This is a genomic window from Thauera linaloolentis 47Lol = DSM 12138, from assembly GCF_000310205.1.
GTDB lineage: Bacteria > Pseudomonadota > Gammaproteobacteria > Burkholderiales > Rhodocyclaceae > Thauera > Thauera linaloolentis.
In genome coordinates this window covers 1-21,784 of sequence record NZ_AMXE01000031.1, presented here as the reverse complement: position 1 = coordinate 21,784, position 21,784 = coordinate 1, and the positions used below count along the sequence as shown (strand labels likewise).

The following is a 21,784-nucleotide window of genomic DNA, read 5'->3' as shown; positions in this document are numbered from 1 at the left end:
CCGCCCCGGGGTCCGATACGAGCCGGGGGCTTTCAGCGCCGGCCGTTTCGCGCCTCGCGTAGAATCGTCGCGTCTACCGCCTTCCTTTCAAGGATGTCCGTCCGCATGCATACCGGGCTGTTCGATCTTCCCTGGTGGGGCTACGTCGTCGTTGCCCTGGTTCTCACCCACATCACGATCGCTTCGGTGACGATCTTCCTGCATCGCCACCAGGCCCATCGGGCGCTGGAGCTGCACCCGATTCCGAGCCATTTCTTCCGCTTCTGGCTGTGGCTCACCACCGGCATGGTCACCAAGGAGTGGGCGGCGATCCACCGCAAGCACCATGCCAAGTGCGAAACGCCCGAAGACCCGCACAGCCCGCAGACACGGGGCATCCGCAAGGTGCTGTGGGAGGGGGCCGAGCTGTACCGCGCCGAAGCCAAGAATCCGGAGACGCTGCAGCGCTATGGCCACGGCACGCCCGACGACTGGCTGGAGCGTAATGTCTACCGGCATTCGGTGCTGGGCGTGTCGATCATGCTCGTCATCGATCTGGCGGCTTTCGGGGTGGTCGGCCTCACGATCTGGGCTGTGCAGATGGTATGGATTCCGTTCTGGGCGGCCGGCGTCGTCAATGGCATCGGTCATTACTGGGGCTACCGCAACTACGACTGCGTCGATGCCTCGCGGAACATCTCGCCCTGGGGCATTCTCATCGGCGGCGAGGAACTGCACAACAACCATCACAGTTTCGCGACCTCGGCCAAGCTGTCGTCGAAGTGGTACGAATTCGACATCGGCTGGATGTACATCCGCATCCTCGAGATGCTGCGTCTGGCAAAGGCGAAGAAGGTGATTCCGACGCCGCGCTTCGGCGAGGCCAGGCACGTCGATTTCGACATGCTGCAGGCGATCGCGACCCACCGCTACGACGTGATGGCCCGCTACGTGCGCTCACTGAAGCGGGTGGCGGCCGAAGAGGCCGAGCGCCTGAAGGCGAGTCATGGCGGTCTGTTCGATGCCCGGGCACTCAGGCGCTGGGTGCTGTCGGGCGAGGAATGCGGCCTGCCGGAAGCGCAGCGCAGGCATTTGCAGGCAGTCGTGCAGCAGAGCCAGGCGCTGAGCACCGTGGTCAGGATGCGCGAGGAGTTGAGCGCGATCTGGGCACGCTCGAATGCGACGCGCGAGCAGTTGCTGGCGCAGCTGCAGGATTGGATCGAGCGCGCGGAACAGAGCGGAATCAAGCAGTTGCAGGATTTTTCGCTGAGGCTGAGGCGCTACGCGGCCTGACTGCCCGGGTCAGCCGCGGATGGCGTCGGCCCAGCAGTTCGGCGTTTCGTACAGGCGCACGCGTTCGAGCCGCAGGTGGTTGCCGTAGGTATCGCGGTAGGCCGGGTCCAGGATGCGGAAGGCTTCGGCGGCCAGGTTCTCCGCGGTCGGCACGACGTCGAGCACGACGGTCTTGTGTCCGGGGATGGCGTCCAGTAGCGCCATGACCTGGGTGTCGCCGCGATAGACCAGGAAGGCATGGTCCCAGCGCGCGACGACGAAGTCGTTGGCAATGCGCTTGACGTCGGCAAAGTCCATCACCATGCCATTGACCGGCAGGCCGTCGGCTTCGATGATTTCGCCCGACAGCGTCACCTCGATGGCGTATCGATGGCCATGCAGGTGGCGGCACTGGCTCGCATGGTCGGGGATCCTGTGTCCGGCATCGAATTCGAGACGACGGGTGATGCGCATGGCTGACCTCATTCAAACGGGCGCGGATTATAGCATCGACCATGCACGCCGCTGCGCCTGTGATGTTCGCAAGTGATTGAGCCGGCGATGGTTTTCTCCGCGCCTGAACAGCCGTTCGCCGTTTGCGGCAATGATCGTGCCGATGTTGAAAGCAAAAAAAGGGGCTGACGGTTCGCGTCAGCCCCCTGTTCCTGCATCGGCACGGCGCTCAGCGCTCTTTCTTCTTTGCGCGCGCTTCCTTCTTCAGGGTCTTGTACAGCTCGGGGTTGGTGGCCTTCAGGTATTCGGCCACGTCCACATCGTCTTTCTTGACCTTGTTGATGTCGATCTGTTCGACATGCACCAGGCGCAGGAGCGCTTGCACCGGACGGGGGATGTTGCGACCGCTTTCATAACGGGAGCCGCCACTCTGCGTCACGCCGATCTTGGACCAGAACTGGGATTGGTTCAGGCCCAGCTTGCGACGGATCTCACGAACGTCGATATTATCGCTGGCTTTCATCTAGGTTTCCTCGGTTGAGGGCGCTTGTCATGCTGCGGCTATGACATCGCCGGTAGGATTGTAGGCTTGTTTATGACTAAAGTAATACCACGCAAAAAAGTATAGATCACTATCCCGTGCAAATACAATGACAAATTTCTCATTTTTCGTATTAGCAACGTAAAGGATGCGTTTGGCGGCTTGGGTCCGTGATGTCCTGCAAAGTCTCCCGCCTTTCTATAGAATCTCGCCCTTTATCCACAAGTACTTGGATACGACGATGGCACTGATAGTTCAGAAGTACGGCGGCACCTCGGTGGGTAGCCCCGACCGCATCAAGAACGTTGCCCGCAAGGTGGCGAAGTTCCGTGCGCAGGGGCACCAGGTGGTCGTCGTGGTGTCTGCGATGAGCGGCGAAACCAACCGCCTGATCGCCCTCACCAAGGAGGTTGCGTCAAATCCCACGCCCCGCGAGCTCGACGTGGTCGTGTCCACCGGCGAGCAGGTCACCATCGGCCTGCTGTGCATGGCGCTCGAGGACATCGGCGTGCCGGCGAAGAGCTACACCGGCGGCCAGGTCAGGATCCTGACGGATTCGCTGCACACCAAGGCGCGCATCCTGGACATCGACGAAGCGCCGGTGCGCAAGGATCTGGACGAGGGCAAGGTCGTCGTCGTCGCCGGCTTCCAGGGCGTGGACGAACACGGCAACATCACCACGCTCGGCCGCGGCGGTTCGGATACCACGGGCGTGGCGCTGGCTGCGGCGCTGAAGGCCGACGAGTGCCAGATCTATACCGACGTGGATGGCGTCTACACCACCGATCCGCGCATCGTCCCGGAAGCCCGCAAGCTCGACACCATCACCTTCGAGGAGATGCTGGAAATGGCCAGCCTCGGCTCGAAGGTCCTGCAGATCCGCTCGGTCGAGTTCGCCGGCAAGTACAAGGTCAAGCTGCGCGTCCTCTCCAGTTTCGAAGATCGCGAAGGCGAGGGCACGCTCATCACCGTTGAGGAAGACAAGAACATGGAACAGCCCATCATCTCCGGCATCGCCTTTTCGCGCGACGAGGCCAAGCTCACCGTGGTCGGTGCGCCCGACAAGCCGGGCATCGCCTACCAGATCCTGGGGCCGATCGCCGATGCCAACATCGACGTCGACATGATCATCCAGAACGTCGGGCACGACGGCACGACCGACTTCTCGTTCACCGTGGCGCGCGGCGACCTGGACAAGGCGGTCAAGGTGCTCGAGGGGGTCAAGGCCCACATCGGCGCCCGCGAAATCGAAACCGACAAGAGCATGTGCAAGGTCTCCATCGTCGGTGTCGGCATGCGTTCGCACCCGGGCGTGGCTTCGCAGATGTTCCGTACGCTGGCCGAGGAGGGCATCAACATCCAGATGATCTCGACCTCGGAAATCAAGATCTCGGTGGCGATCGAGGACAAGTACCTGGAGCTCGCCGTGCGCGCGCTGCACAAGGCTTTCGGCCTCGATGCGGCGGTCTGATAAAGACCGTGAATAGCGTTTGACCGGGAGGCGCGAACTCGCTATTATCGCGCCTTCCTGATGGAGACGTGGCCGAGAGGTCGAAGGCACTCCCCTGCTAAGGGAGCATACCGTCAAAAACGGTATCGAGGGTTCGAATCCCTCCGTCTCCGCCAGCAAAAGCACATAACCCGCTGATTTGGCGGGTTTTTGCTTTATGGTGCGGGAATTTGCCAGCTATGCTGTTTTCATTAAATGTGCGGCCTAGCGCACCGAATCCGGGTAGTCCACGATCTGCTGATAGACATAGGCCTTGAGCAGCATCGCGTCTTGCGGCGCGAGATTCGTGAATTTGAGCCCATAGCAGTGGACGTCCGCCTCGTTTCCGGCTTCGGTGCTATGGCTGACGATCGTGCATTCGATTTCCAGTTCGATGCGGTTGCCGTGAAGGGCGAGTGCCGTGCCCAGCCGCAGGGGATGGTCGGGGTCGAGCGCGCTCCCGGTCGAAATCAAGGCGCCGAGGGCACTGAGATCCTCGATCTGCCCCCGGGCCGGCTCTGCCCGGCTTGGGGAACTTGAGTGCAGCAGGGCTTCGAGTTCGGTCCGTACCCGCTGTGATCTGCGCACCGGCCTGCCGAAAACGGCGTCGGGGAAGGACAGGTGGATGTGGTCGAAGGGAAGGCGGCCCACGCGTATGACGAAAGCCCGGAAAGCGTACGCGTTGGTCCCGGAAAAGCCCCGCACCAGCACGCTGTCGTTGTCGATCAGTTCCAGCCGGCGTCCGCCGATGGTCGGCGCGGTGACGATGATCGAGCGATCCTTCAGGTAGCCCACCAGTTTGACGTAGGTTTTCTGGGACTTCAGGGGCGCACCACAGTCGAGTTGCAGCGCGTCACCGATCGAAGGGCGCATGTCGGCGAGGCTGCTGCGGTCGGGGTGGGCGCTTGGCTGATGTTGCTGGCTCGGCGAGGCCTTGCCGGTCGCGCTGGGTGTGTCGGGTGGAGCCGTTACGGAATTCATGGCACATCCTGAATGGATCTGCCGTGATTGTACGGCCTCAGCGGACGTCCAGCACCTGGGCGCTCAACTCCTGCAGCAGTTCCAGCATGGCTTGCTGGGTGCCGGTGCCGGGGCGGCGCGAACTGAAGGCCAGCGACAATTTGGAATGCAGGCCCGGCGGCGCGATTGGCCGCATCGCGAGCAAGTCGGGGTGGCTCGCGGTCAATACCGCGTTGCGCGACAGTACCGCACAGCCGGCACCGTCTGCCACCAAGTCGAGGATCGCCGGGATGCCGTCGATCTCGAGCCCGATTTCCGGATGGAGCCCGAGGTTGCCGAGTTCCGTTTCGACCAGCATCCTGATTGCGTTCGGCCTGCTCGGGATGACGAGTGGCTGGCGGGCGAGTTCCTGCAGCGACACCGGCTTGCCGGCGTCGGCGGCATCCTGGCGCTGGACCAGAAACAGCGGCTCTTCCAGGAGCGGGATCAGATCTATGTCGGGCGAGGGGGTCGCGTTGTAGAGCAGCACGATATCCAGCCGCCCCGAGACCAGTGATTCCTGCATCGTCACCGACAGCCCTTCCGTGATGGATAGCGCTGCTTCGGGCATGCGGCTGCGAAAGGCGCGTGTCACCGGCACCGCCAGCACTTTCGACAGGCTGGGCGGCATGCCGATCGCTACGCGGCCGGCCAACGCTCCCCGTACCCGCGACAACGCCTCGCGCAGATGTTCGATCTGGTGCAACACGCCACGGCTGTGCTCCAGCAGCACCTTGCCGGCTTCGGTCAGGGTCACGCCGCGGCCGTTGCGCACCAGCAGGTTCTGGCGCAGTTCCACCTCCAGCATGCGTACCTGGCGGCTGAGTGCCGGTTGCGCGACATCGAGTGCGATCGACGCGCGTGTGAAGCTGCCGAGTTCGGCCACCCGCACGAAATAGCCGAGTTGCTTGAGATCCATGTCCTGCGCTGTGAGCTGGGAGGGGAGGCCGTATCGTAAGGCTCAGGCCGGGGCTTGGAAAGCAGTTTCGCCATGCCGTGATCAGGGTCTTGGCTAGCCTGATAATGAAATACGTGATCCAAAGATATAACGAAGTGCGATAACTGATAGATGTCCTTCGCCCTATTGGAGCGGTGTTGCGCTGGCGAGAATGCGCGGCATGCAAATGCGGGCTCTGCCCGCTGCAGACGCGGCGCTTGCCGGGTCGGTCCGGAATACAGGAGGCAGGGCATGATCATCGACATCCACGGTCACTACACTACCGCGCCCAAGGCGCTCGAAGACTGGCGCAACCGGCAGATCGCGGGTCTGAAGGACGTAGCGGCCGCGCCCCGGGTTTCGGATCTCAGGATCAGCGACGACGAGCTGCGCGAGACCATCGAGAACAACCAGTTGCGCCTGATGAAGGCGCGCGGTTCCGACCTGACCGTCTTCTCGCCGCGCGCGAGCTTCATGGCCCACCACATCGGCGACTTCAACGTCAGCTCGACCTGGGCGGCGATCTGCAACGAGCTGTGCCATCGTGTTGCGCAGCTCTTTCCGGACAACTTCATCGGCGCGGCCATGTTGCCGCAGTCGCCGGGCGTCGATCCGGCGACCTGCATTCCCGAACTGGAGAAGTGCATTCGCGAATATGGTTTCGTCGGCATCAACCTCAACCCCGATCCCTCCGGCGGCCACTGGGCCAGCCCGCCGTTGTCCGACCGCCACTGGTACCCGATCTACGAGAAGATGGTCGAGTACGACATTCCGGCGATGGTGCACGTATCGACCAGTTGCAACGCTTGCTTCCACACCACCGGCGCCCACTACCTGAACGCCGACACCACCGCCTTCATGCAGTGCCTGACCTCGGACTTGTTCAAGGACTTCCCGACGCTGCGGTTCGTGATCCCGCACGGCGGCGGCGCGGTGCCCTACCACTGGGGCCGTTTCCGCGGCCTCGCGCAGGAGATGAAGAAGCCGCTGCTGACCGAGCACCTGCTCAACAACATCTTCTTCGACACCTGCGTGTATCACCAGCCGGGCATCGATCTGCTGACCAAGGTGATCCCGGTGGAGAACGTGCTGTTCGCCTCCGAGATGATCGGTGCGGTGCGCGGCATCGACCCCGAGACCGGCCACTACTACGACGACACCAGGCGCTACATCGAGGCCGCGAACATCAGTGTCGAGGACCGCTACAAGATCTACGAGGGCAATGCCCGCCGCGTCTATCCGCGGCTGGATGCCGCGCTGAAGGCCAAGGGCCGCTGAAGGAGAACATACATGAGCCAGGCACTAAACCAGCTCGGCGTCGTCAAGCGCAACATCGTCCGCGCCGACAAGGCCGCCGTCGACAAGCTCGCGCGCTTCGGCGTCGCCACCATCCACGAGGCGATGGGCCGCGTCGGCCTGATGAAGCCCTGGATGCGGCCGGTCTACAGCGGCGCCAAGTTGTGCGGCACTGCCGTCACCATCCTGCTGCAGCCGGGCGACAACTGGATGATGCACGTCGCCGCCGAGCAACTGCAGGAGGGCGACGTGGCCGTGGCCGCCTGCACCACCGACAACGCCGACGGCTTCTTCGGCGACCTGCTCGCCACCTCGTTCAAGGCGCGCGGCGCGCGCGGCCTGATCATCGACGGCGGTGTGCGCGACGTGGCCGATCTGGAAAAGATGGATTTCCCCGTGTTCGCCAAGGCCATCCATGCCAAGGGCACGATCAAGGCCACGCTGGGCTCGGTGAACGTGCCGGTGGTATGCGCCGGCGCGCTGGTGAATCCGGGTGACGTGGTCGTCGCCGACGTCGACGGCGTGGTCGTCGTGCCTGCCGTGATCGCACAGCAGGTGGCCGATGCCGCCGAGAAGCGGGAATCCTTCGAAGGCGAGAAGCGTGACAAGTTCGCGGCCGGCGTGCTCGGCCTCGATCTCTACAAGATGCGCGAGGGGCTGGAGCAGGCCGGCCTCAAGTACATCGACTGAATGGAAGAAGGGATGGGCAGGCCGCTTCCGGCAGACCCCGCCCCCGACCGCGACAGAGAGAAGCGGACGGAACACCAGAGAATGCCCATGCAATTCCAGAAGACACCCGGCTGGCTCGACTGGCAGGCCAGACCCAGCAAACCCGGCTTCCGCTTGCCGGTCGGCGCCGTGGACGCCCATTGCCACGTTTTCGGTCCCGGCGCGGAGTTCCCCTATGCCCCCGAGCGCAAGTACACCCCTTGCGACGCGGGCAAGGGCCAGCTCTTCGCCCTGCGCGACCACCTCGGCTTCGCCCGCAACGTGGTCGTGCAGGCCACCTGCCACGGCGCCGACAACCGCGCCATGGTCGATGCCTGCAAGGCCTCCGGCGGCAAGGCCCGCGGCGTGGCGACGGTGCGCCGCAGCGTCACCGACCGGGAGCTGCAGGACCTGCATGCCGCCGGCGTGCGCGGGGTGCGCTTCAACTTCGTCAAGCGGCTGGTGGATTTCACCCCGAAGGACGAACTGCTGGAGATCGCCAAACGCATCGCGCCGCTGGGCTGGCACGTGGTGATCTACTTCGAGGCGGTCGATCTGCCCGAGCTATGGGACTTCTTCACCGCGCTGCCGACCACGGTGGTCGTCGACCACATGGGCCGGCCGGACGTGACCAAGCCGATCGATGGCCCGGAGTTCGAGCTGTTCGTGAAGTTCATGCGCGACAACGCCAATGTGTGGAGCAAGGTGAGCTGCCCCGAGCGCTTGTCGCTGACCGGTCCGAAGGCGCTGAACGGCGAGCGGAACGCCTATCGCGACGTGGTGCCGTTCGCCCGCCGCATCGTCGAGGCCTTCCCCGACCGTGTGCTGTGGGGCACCGACTGGCCGCACCCGAACCTCAAGGACCACATGCCCGACGACGGCCTGCTGATTGACTTCATCCCGCACATCGCGTCGACCGCCGAATTGCAGCGCAAGCTGCTGGTCGACAACCCGATGCGCCTCTACTGGCCGGAGGATTGCTGATCATGGCGCTGGACAAACCCTACCTGGACATTCCGGGCACGATCATTTTCGATGCCGAGCAGTCGCGCAAGGGCTACTGGCTCAACCAGTTCTGCATGTCGCTGATGAAGGCCGGGAACCGCGCACGCTTCAAGGCCGACGAGCGCGCCTATCTCGACGAATGGCCGATGACCGAGGAGCAGAAGCAGGCCGTGCTCGCCCGCGACCTCAACTGGTGCATGCGCACCGGCGGCAACATCTACTTCCTCGCCAAGATCGGCGCCACCGACGGTCTGAGCTTCCAGCAGATGGCGGGCAGCATGACCGGCATGAGCGAAGAGGAATACCGCGACATGATGATGAAGGGCGGCCGTTCGCCCGAAGGCAACCGCTATCTGGGCGAGGACGGCGACGCGCAGCCGCAGCACCAGCCGCAGGGCGCGGCGGGCAGGAAGAACAAGGGAGCCTGAACATGGCCAAGATCACCGCATCCGTCTATACCTCGCACGTACCGGCCATCGGTGCCGCGATCGACCACCGGAAAACCGGCGAAGCGTACTGGCAGCCCATGTTCGCGGGCTACGAGTATTCGAAGCAGTGGATGAAGGAAAACACGCCCGACGTGATCTTCCTCGTCTACAACGACCACGCCACCGCTTTCAGCCTCGACTTCATCCCCACCTTCGCCATCGGCACCGCGGCCGAATTCGTTCCGGCCGACGAGGGCTACGGTCCGCGTCCGGTGCCCAAGGTGATCGGCCATCCGCAACTCGCCGCGCACATCGCGCAGAGCGTGATCCAGGACGACTTCGACCTCACCATCGTCAACAGGATGGAGGTCGACCACGGCCTCACCGTGCCGCTGTCGCTGATGTGCGGCGAACCGGATGTGTGGCCGTGCCCGGTCATTCCGTTCGCGGTCAACGTCGTGCAGTACCCGGTGCCGTCCGGCCACCGCTGCTTCCAGCTCGGCCGGGCGATCCGCAAGGCGGTCGAATCCTACGACGCCGACCTCAAGGTCCAGATCTGGGGCACCGGCGGCATGAGTCACCAGCTGCAGGGCGCGCGCGCCGGTCTGCTCAACCGCGAATGGGACAATGCCTTCGTCGACCGCCTGATCGCCGATCCCGCCGGGTTGTCGGCCATGCCGCACATCGACTACGTACGCGAGGCCGGTTCCGAAGGCATCGAACTGGTCATGTGGCTGATCGCGCGCGGCGCGATGAGCGACGTCGATGGCGGCCCGGCGCCCACGGTCCGGCACCGCTTCTATCACATTCCCGCATCGAACACGGCCGTGGGCCACCTGATCCTGGAGAACAACTGATGAGCAAGACGATCAAGGTTGCGCTGGCCGGTGCCGGCGCCTTCGGCATCAAGCACCTGGACGGCATCAGGAACATCGACGGCGTCGAAGTCGTCTCCCTGGTCAGCCGCGACCTGGAAGCGACGCGCGCGGTTGCAGCCAAGTACGGCATCGGCCATGTCACCACCGAACTCGCCGACAGCCTCGCCTTGCCGGAGGTCGACGCGGTGATCCTGTGCACGCCCACGCAGATCCATGCGGAACAGACCATCCAGTGCCTGAAGGCCGGCAAGCACGTGCAGGTCGAGATCCCGCTCGCCGACACACTCGAGGGCGCCGAGGAAGTCGCGCGGCTGCAGCGGCAAACCGGCCTGGTCGCCATGGTCGGCCACACCCGCCGCTTCAACCCCAGCCACCAGTGGGTGCACAACAAGATCGAGGCCGGCGAGTTCAACATCCAGCAGATGGACGTGCAGACCTATTTCTTCCGCCGCACCAACATGAACGCGCTCGGCCAGCCGCGCAGCTGGACCGACCACCTGCTGTGGCACCACGCCGCGCACACCGTCGACCTGTTCGCCTACCAGGCCGGCAGCCCGATCGTGAAGGCCAACGCCATCCAGGGGCCGATCCATCCCGAACTGGGCATCGCCATGGACATGTCGATCCAGCTCAAGGCCGCCAACGGTGCGATCTGCACGCTGTCGCTGTCATTCAACAACGACGGCCCGCTCGGCACCTTCTTCCGCTACATCGGCGACACCGGCACCTACATCGCCCGCTACGACGATTTGTACGACGGCAAGGAGGAGAGGATCGACGTGTCCGGCGTCGATGTTTCGATGAACGGCATCGAGCTGCAGGACCGCGAATTCTTCGCCGCCATCCGCGAGCGGCGCGAGCCGAACTCGAGCGTGGCCAAGGTGCTGCCGTGCTACCAGGTGCTGCACCAGCTCGAACGGCAACTGGCAGAATGACGGCGGCGGCGGCCGACGCCGTGCCCGTCGGGTGCGGGCCGCGCGCCTGAACCGGATCCCGTCCGACCCGGCTCCACGCCCGCGCCTGGAGCCGTTTCCATTCGCGAGGCAGCACATGCAACAACGCAAGCTCGGTCCCTTCCAGGTCGGCGCCATCAGCCTGGGCTGCATGAACCTGTCCCACGCCTACGGCGTGCCGCCCTCGCCGGAGCAGGGCGAAGCGCTGCTGCTGAAGGCGCTCGACCTGGGTGTCACCCACTTCGACACCGCCGCGCTGTACGGCTTCGGCGCCAACGAGACGCTGGTCGGGCGGGTGCTGTCGCCGCATCGCTCGCGCTTCACCCTGGCGAGCAAGTGCGGCATGACCGGCGTGAATGGCGAGGGCGGCGTCAAGCGTGTCATCGACGGCCGTCCGGAGAGCCTCAAGCGCACTTGCGAAGAGGCCCTGCAGCGCCTGCGCACCGATGTCATCGACCTCTACTACCTGCACCGCTGGGACAAGCAGGTGCCGGTCGAGGACAGCGTCGGCGCGCTGGCCGACCTGGTGCGCGAAGGCAAGATCCGCGCGATCGGCCTGTCCGAGGTGTCGGCCGGCACCCTGCGCCGCGCCCATGCCGTGCATCCGGTCGCCGCGCTGCAGACCGAGTATTCGCTGTGGACGCGCAACGCCGAGATCGCGGTGCTCGATGCCTGCCGCGAACTGGGGGTGAGCTTCGTCGCCTTCAGCCCGATCGGCCGCGGCTTCCTGGCCGGGGCGCTGTCCACCCCGGCCGACATCGCCGCCTTCGACGCCAAGGACATCCGCCGCGCCATGCCGCGCTTCCAGGGCGACGATTTCGCCGCCAACCTGCGCCTGCTCGACGGCTATCGCGCGCTTGCCCGCGAGGCCGGCTGCACGCCGGCGCAGCTCGCGCTGGCCTGGCTGCTGGGGCGCGGCGAGCACATCCTGCCGATTCCCGGCACGACCTCGGCGGCTCATCTGGAAGAAAACGTGAAGGCGGCCGAAGTGACGCTGAGCACCGGCCTCGCCGCGCGCCTGGAGGCGCTGATCGACCGCCGCACGGTCGCCGGTCCGCGCTACAACGCCGCTACCCAGGCCGAAATCGATACCGAGGAATTCTGAGTCCGGATTCCGGCGGGCACGCCCGGCGTGCCCCTTGCCTTCGGGCGCGGCCTGCTGCAGGCTTCGCGCCCATGATCGTTCCGTTCCAGACCCTGGCCTGCCCGCTGGATGCCGCGCCGCTGTGGCGCGACGGCGCGCACTGGCGCTGCCCCGCGGGCCACTGCTTCGATATCGCCCGGGAGGGCTACATCAACCTGTTGCCGGTGCAGTACAAGCGCTCGCGCGATCCCGGCGACAGCAAGGAGATGGTCGGCGCGCGCAGGCGCTTTCTCGATGCGGGCCATTACCAGCCGATCGCCGATGCGGTGAGCCGCATCGTGCTGGCCGGCCTGCCGCCGCAGGGTGGCGCGAGCTGCCTCGACGCCGGCTGCGGCGAAGGCTACTACCTGCGCCGGCTCGCCGCAGCCGTCCACCCATCCCTGCGCATGGCACTGGCCGGGCTGGACATCTCCAAATGGGCGGTGCGGGCGGCGGCGAAGCGGCAGGGCGAAGCCGCATGGCTGGTCGGCAGCAATGCCAGGCTGCCGGTGGCGGACGCTGCGCTCGACCGCGTGCTGTGCATGTTCGGTTTTCCGGTGCATGCGGAGTTCGCCCGTGTGCTCAAGCCGGGCGGCCTGCTGCTGCAGGTCGACGCGGGGCCGGACCATCTGCGCGAACTGCGCGAGATCATCTATCCGGCGCTGAAGCCTGAGCGCGATGCCGCACCCGTGCTGCCGGCGGGCTTCGACGCCGAAGCCTCGGACAGCCTGCGCTTCACGCTGGAGCTGGAAGGCGCCGAGGCGATCGCTGACCTGCTGCTGATGACGCCGCACCTGTTCCGGGCCACGCCCGAGGGGCGGGCGAGAGCCGCGGCGCTGAGCCGGCTGTCGCTGACCGCGGACGTCAAGCTGCTCTCGCTGGTCCGTGGCTGAAGCGCGGAAGGATTCGTGCATGAATGCACGTGGTGGCCAACATCTGCCTGCGTGCCGGCCCGGGCTGTGCTAAAAACGACGATCACATTCATCCGCTGCGAGCGACCACCGCCATGAACAAGGCAGACTACCCCGTTGTATTCGGTACCGAAGACCTGCTGCTGGGCCTGTGCAATTCCGTGACCTCGGTGCTCGGCAAGGCCACGCAGGGCGACATCCGCTTTTCCGGCATGGTGCAGAAGATCACCAAGACCTGCCTCAAGCCCGACATCGGCTGCTTCGTGCTGTTCGACGGCGGCTTCTCCGGGCTGGTGGTGATGAACTTCTCGGCCCATGCGGCAATGGAAATCTATGAGCGCTACATGGTCAGCATGGGCATGTCCAGGGCCGAACTGGCGGCGTCCTACACGTCGGACGAGGTCAGCAACGTCATGGGCGAGCTGATGAACCAGATCGTCGGCAACTTCACCGGCAAGGTCGGGCGCGAACTGCAGATCGACATCACGCAGAACCAGCCCAAGATGCTGGTGCTCAACAAGCAGGTCATCCTCAGCGTCGACACCAAGCTGGATCACCCCGAGTCGCGGCGCGTGACCTTCTACACCGCGCACAACAATGTTTTCTACCTCGAGCTGGCGGTCGACCGCACCGAGTTCATCAAGCTCGTCGATTTCGAGCCCAACGAGGCGCCGGACCCGGACGAACTGCTCGAACAGAATGGCGCACCGTTCGGCGCCACGGCGCAGGCGGGCGGCAGCGACGATCCGGACGAACTGCTGAAGTCGCTGGGCATGTGACCGTCCCGGCCCGGCGCCCCGCAATCCGTCCCCATCCGAGCGAATCTCCCGAAGGAATTCCGCGCATGAGCAAAGTCCTCGTCATCAACGGCCCCAACCTCAACCTGCTCGGCAGCCGCGAGCCGCACATCTACGGCTCGACCACGCTCGCCGACGTCGAGAACGGCCTGCGGGCACAGGCGGCGGAGCTGGGCCTCGAACTGGACTGCTTCCAGAGCAACCACGAGGGCGCGATCGTCGACCGCATCCACCAGGCGCGCGCCGAAGGCGTGGGCTTCGTCATCATCAACCCCGGCGCCTACACCCATACCAGCGTCGCCATCCGCGACGCCTTCGGCGGCGTGGCGATTCCCTTCGTCGAAGTGCATATTTCCAACGTGCACAAGCGCGAAGCCTTCCGCCACCATTCCTACCTGTCGGACATCGCCGAAGCGGTCATGGCCGGCTTCGGCACGCTGGGCTACGGCCTCGCGCTGCAGTTCGTCGCCAGCAGGCTGCGCTGAGCATTCCGCCGCGGGCTTACCCTGCGGCGGCGGATCCAGGCGGCGCCGGCGGGCCACCGGCCGGCGCAGGCCTCGGCATCGCGCGGCACCAGATGGAAAAACGGGCGCCACCTCGTGAGTGGACGCCCGTTTCGCGCTACCGCGCCGGATCGCGGCGCATGTGCTGGCGCTGGGTGTGCCGCGGCCTACTTGAACGTCGGGTCGAAGGGCAAGCCGACGTAGTTTTCCGCGATCGTCGTCTGGCCGGCGGTGGAGCTCATCAGGTAGTCGAGTTCGGCGAGCTGGATCTTGTGCTCGATCGGATCGTCGTTGAACTTGTGCATGATCGACGTGAACCACCACGAGAAGCGCACCGCGGCCCACACGCGGCGCAGCGCGGTTTCCGAGTAGCGTTCGAGGAGGTCGTCGCGGCCTTCGTGGTAGTGGGCGATGAGCGCCGTCGATAGGTAGTACATGTCGGACGCGGCCAGATTCAGGCCCTTGGCGCCGGTCGGCGGCACGATGTGGGCGGCGTCGCCCACGAGGAACATGCTGCCGAAGCGCATCGGTTCGGTGACGAAGGAGCGCAGCGGCGCGATGCTCTTCTCGATCGATGGGCCGGTGACCAGCGTGGCGGCAATGTGGGCGGGCAGGCGCCTCTTGAGCTCTTCCCAGAAGCGTTCGTCCGACCAGTCCTCGATCTTCTCGTCCAGGCCCACCTGCAGGTAGTAGCGGCTGCGGGTGGGCGAGCGCTGCGAGCACAGGGCGAAACCGCGCTTGTGGTTGGCGTAGATCAGCTCCTCATGCACCGGCGGCGTGTCGGACAGCAGGCCCAGCCAGCCGAACGGGTAGATGCGTTCGTATTCGGTGATCAGTTCGCGCGGCACCGACGCGCGCGACGCGCCATGGTAGCCATCGCAGCCGGCGATGTAGTCGCAATCGACGTCGGTCTGCTGCCCGTCCTTGAAGAACCGCAGGCGCGGCCGGCCTTCGAGGAAGCCGGCCGGGCGCACGTCGCCGGCCTGGAAGACGACGGTGATGTTCTCGTCCTTCAGCACAGCGTCGTACAAGTCCTTGGTCAGCTCGGTCTGGCCGTAGACCATCACCTGCTGGCCGCCGGTGAGCCGCTTCATGTCGATGCGCTCTTCGCGGCCGTCGAAGGTCAGCACGATGCCGTCATGCACCAGCCCCGCCTCGTCCATGCGCTCGCTCACCTCGGCGCGGCGCATTAGATCGATCATCCCTTGTTCGAGGATGCCGGCGCGGATGCGCGCTTCGACGTAGGCGCGGTCCTGGCGTTCGAGGATGACGCTCTTGATGCCCGACAGGCTGAGCAGGCGGGCGAGGCACAGGCCGGATGGGCCGCCGCCGATGATGCCGACTTGAGTTTGCATGGTGTCTCTCTGTTGATGGAGTCGTGGCTGCTGGAACGGCTGGAACTGTAGATTCCAGCGCCGGGCCCCGCTTGAACTCCCAAGGCCGAATGCTTGTACTTTTGGAAAGTCGTGGCATGCTGGACGGCCGGATTTCGGATGGATCAAGGACCCACGCATGGCACTGGCCGGAGTTCCAACCTACAAGCTGTTCGGAGAGAAGGAGCTGTGGCCCACGCCGGAGCCGGTGCACTACGAGACCATCGCCGCGCGCAGCGCCCTGTACGACTGGGAGATCACGCCGCACAGCCACGACAGCCTGATGCACATCGTGTTCCTGCAGTCCGGCGAGGCGAGCATGACCTTCGAGACACGCAGCTTTCCGCTGCGGACGCCCTGCCTGGTGATGGTGCCGGCGCGGCATATCCACGGTTTCCGGTTCTCGCCCGACATCGTCGGCTGCATCCTCACCCTGCCGCAGGCATTGCTGGGCGAGTTGCTTGCACTTTCACCCGATCTGCGGCCGGCCTTCGATACGCTGCGCTATCTGCCGCTGGCGATCGACGCAGAAGACGGCGAACGCATGCGCCTGCGTTTCGAGCAGTTCGGGCGCGAATACGCCGGGCGCCGGCCCGGACGCATCAGCGTGCTGATCGCGATTCTCGGCGTGGTGGTGGTGGAACTGGCGCGCACCGCCGCGGGGATGGAAGGGCAGGGTTCGCAGAACCGGGTCCGCCAGCGGGTGGAGCGTTTCAGCAGTCTGATCGAGCAGCATTTCCGCGATTGGCAGCCGGTGAGTTGCTACGCCCGGCGCCTCGGCGTGTCGCCGCAGCAACTCAATGCCAGTTGCCGGCGCGAGGCGGGGCTGACCGCGCAGGACCTGATCCACGAGCGCCTGCTGCTGGAGGCACGGCGCCTGCTGGCCTATTCCGACCTCGATGTGACCGGCATCGGCTATTCGCTCGGATTTCGCGATCCGGCCTATTTCTCGCGCTTCTTCGCACGCAAGCAGGGCATGGCGCCGTCCGCGTTTCGGCGGGCGCACCTGGCCCCGGCAAGTCCCCGGGCGGTCGCGGAGGATTGATGGAGGTCAAAGCGGTGCGTCGATAATCCGACTAAATTCATCGGGTATTGCATTCGCCGCCTGCGGCAGGACGATCATGGCCAAGAAGTTTCCGCTCCACCCGAAGCACCCCGAGCGCATCTGCTGGGGTTGCGACAAGTACTGTTCGGTCGATGCCCTGGGCTGCGGCAACGGCTCGGGGCGGACGATGCATCCGGCCGAGGTGTTGGGCGACGACTGGTACCTGTATGGGGACTGGGACATCGAGCCGGACGAGAACGACCGGAACGTGCGCCAGGGCGGGCACTGACTGGCGCTACGCCGCCGGGACCGATGCCTGCCGTTTCATCCCGCTGTCCCGCAAGGGGGATGGAAAACCCCGTATCCCCGCCTCATGCCGATTCGCCGATGTCGAGCGCGATGTCGCCGACGCCCTCGACGTGGCCGCTGAGGCGGTCGCCCGGCCGGACCGCGCCGACGCCTTCGGGCGTGCCGGTGTAGATCAGGTCGCCGGGCTGCAGGTGGTAGAAGCGGGAGAGGTCGGCGATCAGCTCGCGGATGTTCCAGATCAGCATCGACAGGTCGCTGGACTGGCGGGTGTGGCCATTGACCTGCAGCGTGATCGCCCCCCTGTCGAGCACGTCCTGCCCCGTGGCGGGGACGATCTCGCCGCAGATCGCGCCCTGCTCGAAGTTCTTGCCCAGATCCCAGGGGCGGCCCTGGCCCTGGGCGCGCTTCTGCAGGTCGCGGCGTGTCATGTCGAGGCCGGCGGCGTAGCCGTAGACCAGCCGGCCGGCATCGGCTTCGGCAACCTCGAAGCCTTCGGCGCCGATGGCGACGACCAGCTCCATTTCGTGATGATAGTCGCCGGTGCCGGGCGGATAGGGCACGCGCGCCGGAGCGGCGGCGCTCGTCTCGACCAGGCTGGCCGCATCCTTGATGAAGTAGAACGGCCGCATCGTCGCCTTGTCGATCGGGGTGCCCATCTCGATGGCGTGGCCCTGGTAGTTGCGGCCGACGCAGAAGATGCGCCGGACCGGCAGGCGCGCGTCCAGGCCGCGTACCGGCAGGGAGGGCGTGGGGGCGGGGCGCCACAGGTAGGCTGTCTGGTTCATCGCTGTCTCGCTCGGTGTGAGAGGTGCTCGTGATGCGCCGAAGCATGCCGCCAATCCACCGTGCGCGTCCAGCGCCGGCGAGCTTCCTCGGGGGCCGGGAAGCGCAGTGCGGCGGGCGCCCGGCGGCGGGCGGGGCCTGCCGCGGCAGATTCATGTGGCCCGGAGCACGCCGAACGGACAGAATCCGGTCCGTGCGATGAATCGGAGAACTGGCGGCGGGGCACGAGGTCCGCCGCGCGGGAGGGCGTGTGGGGGAAAGGATGAAGGCGGGGGCGCTGCAGGAGCGGGCGGGCACGCATTGGCTGGCGGTCGCGGCCGCAGTGCTGTGCGGCGTGGCGGTGGCGAGCAACGTCGGCAAGGTGTCGATCATGATTTCGGCCCTGCGCGAGGATTTCGGCCTGAGTCTAGTGGAGGCCGGCTGGCTGTCGTCGGCGATCAATGTGCTCGCGGTGTCCGCCGCGGTGGTATTCGGTTTTTCCGCCGATCGCATCGGCGGGCTGCGGCTTTGCCTGGCGGGAATCGGGTTCGGGCTGGCGGGGGGCGCGGCCAGCCTGCTGGCGGCGAGCTTTCCGCTGTTGCTGGCGGCGCGGGTGGTCGAGGGGGCGGGCTACATGGCGGTCGCGGTGTCGGCACCGATCCTGCTGTCCGCGGCGAGCCGGCCGGACGACCGGCGTTTCGTGCTCGGCGTGTGGGCGGCCTACATGCCGGGCGGCATCGGCTTGGTGATGATCGCCGCGCCCTTGCTGCAGGGTGTGGGCGGCTGGCGGGCGATCTGGTGGTTCGCCATTGCGCTGCTGGCCGCGGGGGGCGCCTCGGTGTGGCTGCAGCGCCGGCACTACGGCTTTCCGGGCACATCCGGCGCGAACGAGGGCGCCTTCGCCGTCGTGCGCGAGGTGATGCGCCAGCCGCTGGCCTGGACGCTGGGCTTGCTGTTTGCGACCTGGGCGCTGCAGCATTTCACCCTGATCGTGTGGTTGCCGACCTTCCTGCGCGAGCAACGCGGCCTGGACATGGCATGGGTGGCCGCGCTGTCGTGCGTGATGGTGCTGGCGAACGTGCCGGGCAATGTCATCGGCGGTGCGCTGCTGCGGCGCGGGGTGGCGCGCGGCAAGCTGCTGGTGCTGGGCAGCGGCCTCAGCGGCCTGTGCATGTACGCGGCTTTTTCGCCGGGGCTGCCCGATGCCGTGCGCTACCTGGCCTGCGTGGCGGTGTCCTTCGTCGGCGGGCTGATACCCTCGTCCATCCTGTCGGCCTCGACCGTCATCGCACGCACGCCACGCCAGATCGGCACGTTCCAGGGCCTGAGCATGCAGATCGCCAACCTCGGCCAGTTGCTGGGCCCGCCGCTGATTGCCGCGCTGGTGGCCGGGAGGGGGAGCTGGGAGGCCGCGGCGGCCTTGCCCGTGGGGGCGGCCGCGCTGGGAACGGTGCTGGGCATGGCCGCCTGGAGGATGGAGCGTGGGTATGGCGGCCCGCCACGGCCTTGAGCGGGCCTGGCCGCTTGTCTACAGCCCGCCGCGTTCACGAGCGTTGCGTTCCCGTTCGGTGTTGAAGATGTAGCGCTGGATCATGTTCTCGGTGCTGTGCGGCAGGTCGGCGAATGCCAGCCCGACGCGCAGCATCCGGGTGCCGCTGCGTTGTTCCTGAGGGTTGACGTAACAGACCCGCAGCTGAAGGGCGATCGGATCGATGTTCGGCAATTGCAGGCTGCAGTCCGCAAGGCGCTCGCCGATGGTGAGCTGTGCGGTGTCCGGCGGCAACTGCAGGGCAATGCCGCCCACGCTGATGTCGAGCAGGCGGCCGGACATCTCGACCAAGGGTTCCGCAATGCCTTTCGCCCTGACCAGGGCGGTGGCGGCATGGCTCAGCGGCACGCTCAGGCGGTAGGCGGCGCGGCGCTGGAGGCGCAGGATTTCGCGCGGCACCGCCGCGTGCAGGACGCTGCGCCCGCCGTCGCGGCCTTGCTGGATGTCGTGCAGCGCGAACTGGATGCGGATGTGGTCGAGTTGGGTCACGCACACGAGTTTCGGCGCTGCCAGGATGCGCTGGTTGGTGTCCGGGTCGGGGCTTGCGTCCAGGGTGATCGTTTCCTCGTCGCCGGGTAGTTCCAGCAGTGCCGTCAGGAAGGAGCGGCCGTTGCCGAAGTGGCCGCTGATCAGCGCGCGATGCTCGATCAGTTCGCGCAGCAACTGGCGAACCTGGCGGCGGCCGCTCAGGATGAACTGTTCGATCGCGTCGCGGCGATCCATGTCGATGGGAGTGGGGGTGCGCTCGGCGTTCGGGGTCATGGTGTGTTGAATCAGCCGAAGTTGGGATCAGCCCAAGGTGTGCTGGCGCGCATTGCGTTCGCGCTCGATTCTCAGGATATACCGCTGAATGGCTTCGTCCGCGCCTCGCGGCATATCCGAGAACTCGCAGCCCGCGCGCAGCATCTCGACACCGTTGCGGGTGGTCAGGCGGAACAGGTTGCGCACGATCAGGCGCGCGGAGATCGGCGGGCTGTCGGGAAGCGTGATCCGGCAGCCGGCAAACTCGTCGCCGGGGGCGAAGGGCGCGTCTGCCGGCGGCACGGCGATGGCGATGCCGCCGCCGCTGATGTCGATGATGCGCAGCGCCAGCTCGCCAGCGTGGGGCAGGGGGACGGTGCAGGTCAGCGAATGGGTGACCGGTGCCTGCAGGCGGTAGAACTCCCGCCGCTGCAGGCGCAGCAGTTCGCCCGGCAGCGCGGCGCTGAAGGCGGGGCCCTCGCGCCAGGTCTGGAACACGGGCCGGTCGAGCATGAACTGGATGCGCACCTTGTCGAGCTGGGTCACGCAGTCGAGCCGCTCGGCCTGTTCGAGGCGTGCGTTGAGCGCTGCGTCGGGGCTGCCGTCCAGGATCAGCGTGGAGCCATCGCTGGATATCTGCAGCAGGGCCGTCAGGAACGAATCGTACCCGGGCTCGCCGCGCGCGCTGAGCAGCGAGCGCGCGTCGACGAGCCGCCGCATGATGAACAGGATCTCCCGGTCATCCTTCAGCAGGTATTTCGAGGCGTCGTCGGCCTGCAGCAGTTCGACGCGGGTCAGCTCGTGTTCGATCGTCATGCGTGGTTCAAGAAACTCGGTCGCCGATGCTTATAGCACGACTCATTGCGGCCGGCGTAACCTAAGGCGTGCCGGCTGGACGGGGGCGCAGGGACTGGGGCAGATCATGCGCCACGGGAACGGGGCCGGCGCTGGCGCCCCCCTCGACGCGGTACAGCCAGGCCAGCAGTTCGGCCACGGCAATGTAGAGCTGCGGCGGAATCCGCGCGTCGAGATCGACCTGCATCAGCAGGCTGACCAGTTCGGGCGATTCATGCACATAGATGCCGGCTTCGCGCGCGCGCTCGAGGATTTCCCGCGCCAGCACGCCCTTGCCCTTGGCCACCACGCGCGGCGCGGCCTCGCCCGCCGTGTAGGCGAGGGCGACGGCTTCGCTGCGGGCGCCCCTGGCGTCAGTCATGGCGGCGTTCCACCACCAGGCCGGTCAGCTTGACGTCGGCGGTTTCGAGGGCTTGGGCGAGGGCGGCGGCATCCGCATCCAGCGCGGCGATGCTGGCATCGTCGTCCGAGCGCAGGCGCAGCGCCACGCCGGCCGCGGTCAGGTGCATGTGCGCCTCGATGCTGCCCAGGCGAGGCAGCGTCAGGCGCAGCGTGGTGTTCCAGCCCTGCTCGGATGGATCGCCGCCGTCGCCTTCTTCCTGTTCAGGATCCTCGATGATCCACTCCATCTGCTGCCCCGGCCAGGCCTGGCCTTGCCACACGTACTGGTGGGTGGCGAGCGCGTCGAGCTGCTGATGGACCAGCGGAAGCAGACGTTCGGGAATCGGGGCATTGCGCACCGGCGCAGCCTCTTCGGCGATGGCGCGTAGAGCCGTACTGGCGCGTTCGCTGCCGTCCGCCGCGCCGGCTTGCGCGCCGGAGGCGGCGGCCTGCGGCGAGGAACCCGGCGCAGGGGCGGGGCCGGGCATGGCCGCCGT

At 66.2% G+C, this 21,784-nt stretch carries 25 protein-coding genes and 1 tRNA gene; 16 read left to right on the top strand and 10 right to left on the bottom strand.

Annotated features, from left to right (window positions below):
• The first annotated feature begins 105 nt into the window (after window positions 1-105).
• Window positions 106-1,272, top strand: a complete 1,167-nt coding sequence (locus C666_RS09905) for a DesA family fatty acid desaturase (protein WP_004337846.1) — start codon at window positions 106-108, stop codon at window positions 1,270-1,272.
• A gap of 9 nt (window positions 1,273-1,281) precedes the next feature.
• Here the strand turns inward: C666_RS09905 and queD are convergent, their stop codons facing one another.
• Both queD and C666_RS09895 read right to left on the bottom strand, forming a co-directional pair.
• On the bottom strand, window positions 1,282-1,725 hold the full coding sequence (queD, locus tag C666_RS09900; protein ID WP_004337844.1) for a 6-carboxytetrahydropterin synthase QueD: 444 nt from the start codon (window positions 1,723-1,725) through the stop codon (window positions 1,282-1,284).
• 208 nt (window positions 1,726-1,933) lie between these two features.
• Window positions 1,934-2,227 carry a helix-turn-helix domain-containing protein gene (locus tag C666_RS09895; RefSeq protein ID WP_004337842.1) on the bottom strand — a complete coding sequence of 98 codons (294 nt, stop codon included), beginning with the start codon at window positions 2,225-2,227 and terminating at the stop codon, window positions 1,934-1,936.
• A gap of 259 nt (window positions 2,228-2,486) precedes the next feature.
• On the opposite strand from C666_RS09895, the gene C666_RS09890 reads away from it, so the two are divergent.
• Window positions 2,487-3,716 carry an aspartate kinase gene (locus tag C666_RS09890; protein ID WP_004337841.1) on the top strand — a complete coding sequence of 410 codons (1,230 nt, stop codon included), beginning with the start codon at window positions 2,487-2,489 and terminating at the stop codon, window positions 3,714-3,716.
• A gap of 62 nt (window positions 3,717-3,778) precedes the next feature.
• Window positions 3,779-3,871: transfer RNA gene (locus tag C666_RS09885), tRNA-Ser, on the top strand.
• Window positions 3,872-3,959: 88 nt separating this feature from the next.
• Here C666_RS09885 and C666_RS09880 read toward each other — a convergent pair.
• On the bottom strand, window positions 3,960-4,715 hold the full coding sequence (locus tag C666_RS09880) for a flagellar brake protein (protein ID WP_051019910.1): 756 nt from the start codon (window positions 4,713-4,715) through the stop codon (window positions 3,960-3,962).
• A 37-nt stretch (window positions 4,716-4,752) separates the two neighbouring features.
• Window positions 4,753-5,652, bottom strand: coding sequence for a LysR substrate-binding domain-containing protein (locus C666_RS09875; protein ID WP_004337836.1), 900 nt, complete (start codon window positions 5,650-5,652; stop codon window positions 4,753-4,755).
• 270 nt (window positions 5,653-5,922) lie between these two features.
• On the opposite strand from C666_RS09875, the gene C666_RS09870 reads away from it, so the two are divergent.
• From C666_RS09870 to aroQ, 10 genes are all read left to right on the top strand, one after another.
• Window positions 5,923-6,948, top strand: a complete 1,026-nt coding sequence (locus tag C666_RS09870; protein WP_004337835.1) for an amidohydrolase family protein — start codon at window positions 5,923-5,925, stop codon at window positions 6,946-6,948.
• Between the two features lie 12 nt (window positions 6,949-6,960).
• A complete protein-coding gene (gene ligK, locus C666_RS09865) occupies window positions 6,961-7,656 on the top strand; it encodes a 4-carboxy-4-hydroxy-2-oxoadipate aldolase/oxaloacetate decarboxylase (RefSeq protein WP_004337833.1) in 696 nt (231 codons plus the stop codon).
• 81 nt (window positions 7,657-7,737) lie between these two features.
• Window positions 7,738-8,658, top strand: a complete 921-nt coding sequence (locus C666_RS09860) for an amidohydrolase family protein (RefSeq protein ID WP_248637691.1) — start codon at window positions 7,738-7,740, stop codon at window positions 8,656-8,658.
• A gap of 2 nt (window positions 8,659-8,660) precedes the next feature.
• Window positions 8,661-9,107 (top strand): protocatechuate 4,5-dioxygenase subunit alpha, encoded by a 447-nt coding sequence (gene ligA, locus C666_RS09855; RefSeq protein WP_004337828.1) that lies wholly within the window; start codon window positions 8,661-8,663, stop codon window positions 9,105-9,107.
• 2 nt (window positions 9,108-9,109) lie between these two features.
• Entirely contained in the window at window positions 9,110-9,964 is an 855-nt protein-coding gene (locus tag C666_RS09850) for a class III extradiol dioxygenase subunit beta (RefSeq protein WP_004337826.1), read from the top strand.
• Entirely contained in the window at window positions 9,964-10,920 is a 957-nt protein-coding gene (locus C666_RS09845; protein ID WP_004337824.1) for a Gfo/Idh/MocA family oxidoreductase, read from the top strand. The genes C666_RS09850 and C666_RS09845 overlap by 1 nt, the downstream gene beginning before the upstream one ends.
• A gap of 115 nt (window positions 10,921-11,035) precedes the next feature.
• Window positions 11,036-12,043, top strand: coding sequence for an aldo/keto reductase (locus C666_RS09840; RefSeq protein ID WP_004337822.1), 1,008 nt, complete (start codon window positions 11,036-11,038; stop codon window positions 12,041-12,043).
• Between the two features lie 71 nt (window positions 12,044-12,114).
• The gene (locus C666_RS09835; protein WP_004337819.1) at window positions 12,115-12,954 is read left to right on the top strand and encodes a putative RNA methyltransferase; all 840 of its coding nucleotides are present in this window, start codon (window positions 12,115-12,117) and stop codon (window positions 12,952-12,954) included.
• A gap of 113 nt (window positions 12,955-13,067) precedes the next feature.
• Complete coding sequence (locus C666_RS09830) at window positions 13,068-13,751, top strand: DUF3334 family protein (protein ID WP_004337817.1); 684 nt, start codon at window positions 13,068-13,070, stop codon at window positions 13,749-13,751.
• 65 nt (window positions 13,752-13,816) lie between these two features.
• Window positions 13,817-14,254, top strand: coding sequence for a type II 3-dehydroquinate dehydratase (gene aroQ / locus C666_RS09825; RefSeq protein WP_004337814.1), 438 nt, complete (start codon window positions 13,817-13,819; stop codon window positions 14,252-14,254).
• Between the two features lie 185 nt (window positions 14,255-14,439).
• Here the strand turns inward: aroQ and pobA are convergent, their stop codons facing one another.
• The gene (gene pobA, locus C666_RS09820; protein WP_004337812.1) at window positions 14,440-15,627 is read right to left on the bottom strand and encodes a 4-hydroxybenzoate 3-monooxygenase; all 1,188 of its coding nucleotides are present in this window, start codon (window positions 15,625-15,627) and stop codon (window positions 14,440-14,442) included.
• A 157-nt stretch (window positions 15,628-15,784) separates the two neighbouring features.
• On the opposite strand from pobA, the gene C666_RS09815 reads away from it, so the two are divergent.
• Together C666_RS09815 and C666_RS09810 are read left to right on the top strand one after the other, a co-directional pair.
• A complete protein-coding gene (locus tag C666_RS09815) occupies window positions 15,785-16,690 on the top strand; it encodes a helix-turn-helix domain-containing protein (protein WP_004337811.1) in 906 nt (301 codons plus the stop codon).
• A 76-nt stretch (window positions 16,691-16,766) separates the two neighbouring features.
• A complete protein-coding gene (locus C666_RS09810; protein ID WP_004337809.1) occupies window positions 16,767-16,979 on the top strand; it encodes a DUF3079 domain-containing protein in 213 nt (70 codons plus the stop codon).
• Between the two features lie 82 nt (window positions 16,980-17,061).
• Here C666_RS09810 and C666_RS09805 read toward each other — a convergent pair whose 3' ends face one another.
• The gene (locus C666_RS09805) at window positions 17,062-17,784 is read right to left on the bottom strand and encodes a fumarylacetoacetate hydrolase family protein (RefSeq protein ID WP_004337807.1); all 723 of its coding nucleotides are present in this window, start codon (window positions 17,782-17,784) and stop codon (window positions 17,062-17,064) included.
• Between the two features lie 248 nt (window positions 17,785-18,032).
• On the opposite strand from C666_RS09805, the gene C666_RS09800 reads away from it, so the two are divergent.
• Complete coding sequence (locus C666_RS09800) at window positions 18,033-19,271, top strand: MFS transporter (RefSeq protein ID WP_245603963.1); 1,239 nt, start codon at window positions 18,033-18,035, stop codon at window positions 19,269-19,271.
• Window positions 19,272-19,289: 18 nt separating this feature from the next.
• On the opposite strand, the gene C666_RS09795 is transcribed toward C666_RS09800, so the two are convergent.
• From C666_RS09795 to C666_RS09780, 4 genes are all read right to left on the bottom strand, one after another.
• Complete coding sequence (locus C666_RS09795) at window positions 19,290-20,072, bottom strand: flagellar brake protein (protein WP_004337803.1); 783 nt, start codon at window positions 20,070-20,072, stop codon at window positions 19,290-19,292.
• A gap of 27 nt (window positions 20,073-20,099) precedes the next feature.
• Window positions 20,100-20,867: a flagellar brake protein gene (locus tag C666_RS09790; RefSeq protein ID WP_004337802.1), complete on the bottom strand. Its 768-nt coding sequence runs from the start codon at window positions 20,865-20,867 to the stop codon at window positions 20,100-20,102.
• Window positions 20,868-20,928: 61 nt separating this feature from the next.
• Entirely contained in the window at window positions 20,929-21,267 is a 339-nt protein-coding gene (locus C666_RS09785; protein ID WP_004337800.1) for an EscU/YscU/HrcU family type III secretion system export apparatus switch protein, read from the bottom strand.
• Window positions 21,260-21,784 (bottom strand): flagellar hook-length control protein FliK (locus tag C666_RS09780; RefSeq protein ID WP_004337797.1); only part of this gene is annotated, 525 nt, incomplete at its 5' end. The genes C666_RS09780 and C666_RS09785, both read right to left, overlap by 8 nt.

Bases quoted from the DNA above. Each gene is read 5' to 3' on its own strand.
- C666_RS09905 (WP_004337846.1), top strand. From the start codon at position 106: ATGCATACCGGGCTGTTCGATCTTCCCTGGTGGGGCTACGTCGTCGTT.
- queD (WP_004337844.1), bottom strand. From the start codon at position 1,725: ATGCGCATCACCCGTCGTCTCGAATTCGATGCCGGACACAGGATCCCC.
- C666_RS09895 (WP_004337842.1), bottom strand. From the start codon at position 2,227: ATGAAAGCCAGCGATAATATCGACGTTCGTGAGATCCGTCGCAAGCTG.
- C666_RS09890 (WP_004337841.1), top strand. From the start codon at position 2,487: ATGGCACTGATAGTTCAGAAGTACGGCGGCACCTCGGTGGGTAGCCCC.
- C666_RS09880 (WP_051019910.1), bottom strand. From the start codon at position 4,715: ATGAATTCCGTAACGGCTCCACCCGACACACCCAGCGCGACCGGCAAG.
- C666_RS09875 (WP_004337836.1), bottom strand. From the start codon at position 5,652: ATGGATCTCAAGCAACTCGGCTATTTCGTGCGGGTGGCCGAACTCGGC.
- C666_RS09870 (WP_004337835.1), top strand. From the start codon at position 5,923: ATGATCATCGACATCCACGGTCACTACACTACCGCGCCCAAGGCGCTC.
- ligK (WP_004337833.1), top strand. From the start codon at position 6,961: ATGAGCCAGGCACTAAACCAGCTCGGCGTCGTCAAGCGCAACATCGTC.
- C666_RS09860 (WP_248637691.1), top strand. From the start codon at position 7,738: ATGCCCATGCAATTCCAGAAGACACCCGGCTGGCTCGACTGGCAGGCC.
- ligA (WP_004337828.1), top strand. From the start codon at position 8,661: ATGGCGCTGGACAAACCCTACCTGGACATTCCGGGCACGATCATTTTC.
- C666_RS09850 (WP_004337826.1), top strand. From the start codon at position 9,110: ATGGCCAAGATCACCGCATCCGTCTATACCTCGCACGTACCGGCCATC.
- C666_RS09845 (WP_004337824.1), top strand. From the start codon at position 9,964: ATGAGCAAGACGATCAAGGTTGCGCTGGCCGGTGCCGGCGCCTTCGGC.
- C666_RS09840 (WP_004337822.1), top strand. From the start codon at position 11,036: ATGCAACAACGCAAGCTCGGTCCCTTCCAGGTCGGCGCCATCAGCCTG.
- C666_RS09835 (WP_004337819.1), top strand. From the start codon at position 12,115: ATGATCGTTCCGTTCCAGACCCTGGCCTGCCCGCTGGATGCCGCGCCG.
- C666_RS09830 (WP_004337817.1), top strand. From the start codon at position 13,068: ATGAACAAGGCAGACTACCCCGTTGTATTCGGTACCGAAGACCTGCTG.
- aroQ (WP_004337814.1), top strand. From the start codon at position 13,817: ATGAGCAAAGTCCTCGTCATCAACGGCCCCAACCTCAACCTGCTCGGC.
- pobA (WP_004337812.1), bottom strand. From the start codon at position 15,627: ATGCAAACTCAAGTCGGCATCATCGGCGGCGGCCCATCCGGCCTGTGC.
- C666_RS09815 (WP_004337811.1), top strand. From the start codon at position 15,785: ATGGCACTGGCCGGAGTTCCAACCTACAAGCTGTTCGGAGAGAAGGAG.
- C666_RS09810 (WP_004337809.1), top strand. From the start codon at position 16,767: ATGGCCAAGAAGTTTCCGCTCCACCCGAAGCACCCCGAGCGCATCTGC.
- C666_RS09805 (WP_004337807.1), bottom strand. From the start codon at position 17,784: ATGAACCAGACAGCCTACCTGTGGCGCCCCGCCCCCACGCCCTCCCTG.
- C666_RS09795 (WP_004337803.1), bottom strand. From the start codon at position 20,072: ATGACCCCGAACGCCGAGCGCACCCCCACTCCCATCGACATGGATCGC.
- C666_RS09790 (WP_004337802.1), bottom strand. From the start codon at position 20,867: ATGACGATCGAACACGAGCTGACCCGCGTCGAACTGCTGCAGGCCGAC.
- C666_RS09785 (WP_004337800.1), bottom strand. From the start codon at position 21,267: ATGACTGACGCCAGGGGCGCCCGCAGCGAAGCCGTCGCCCTCGCCTAC.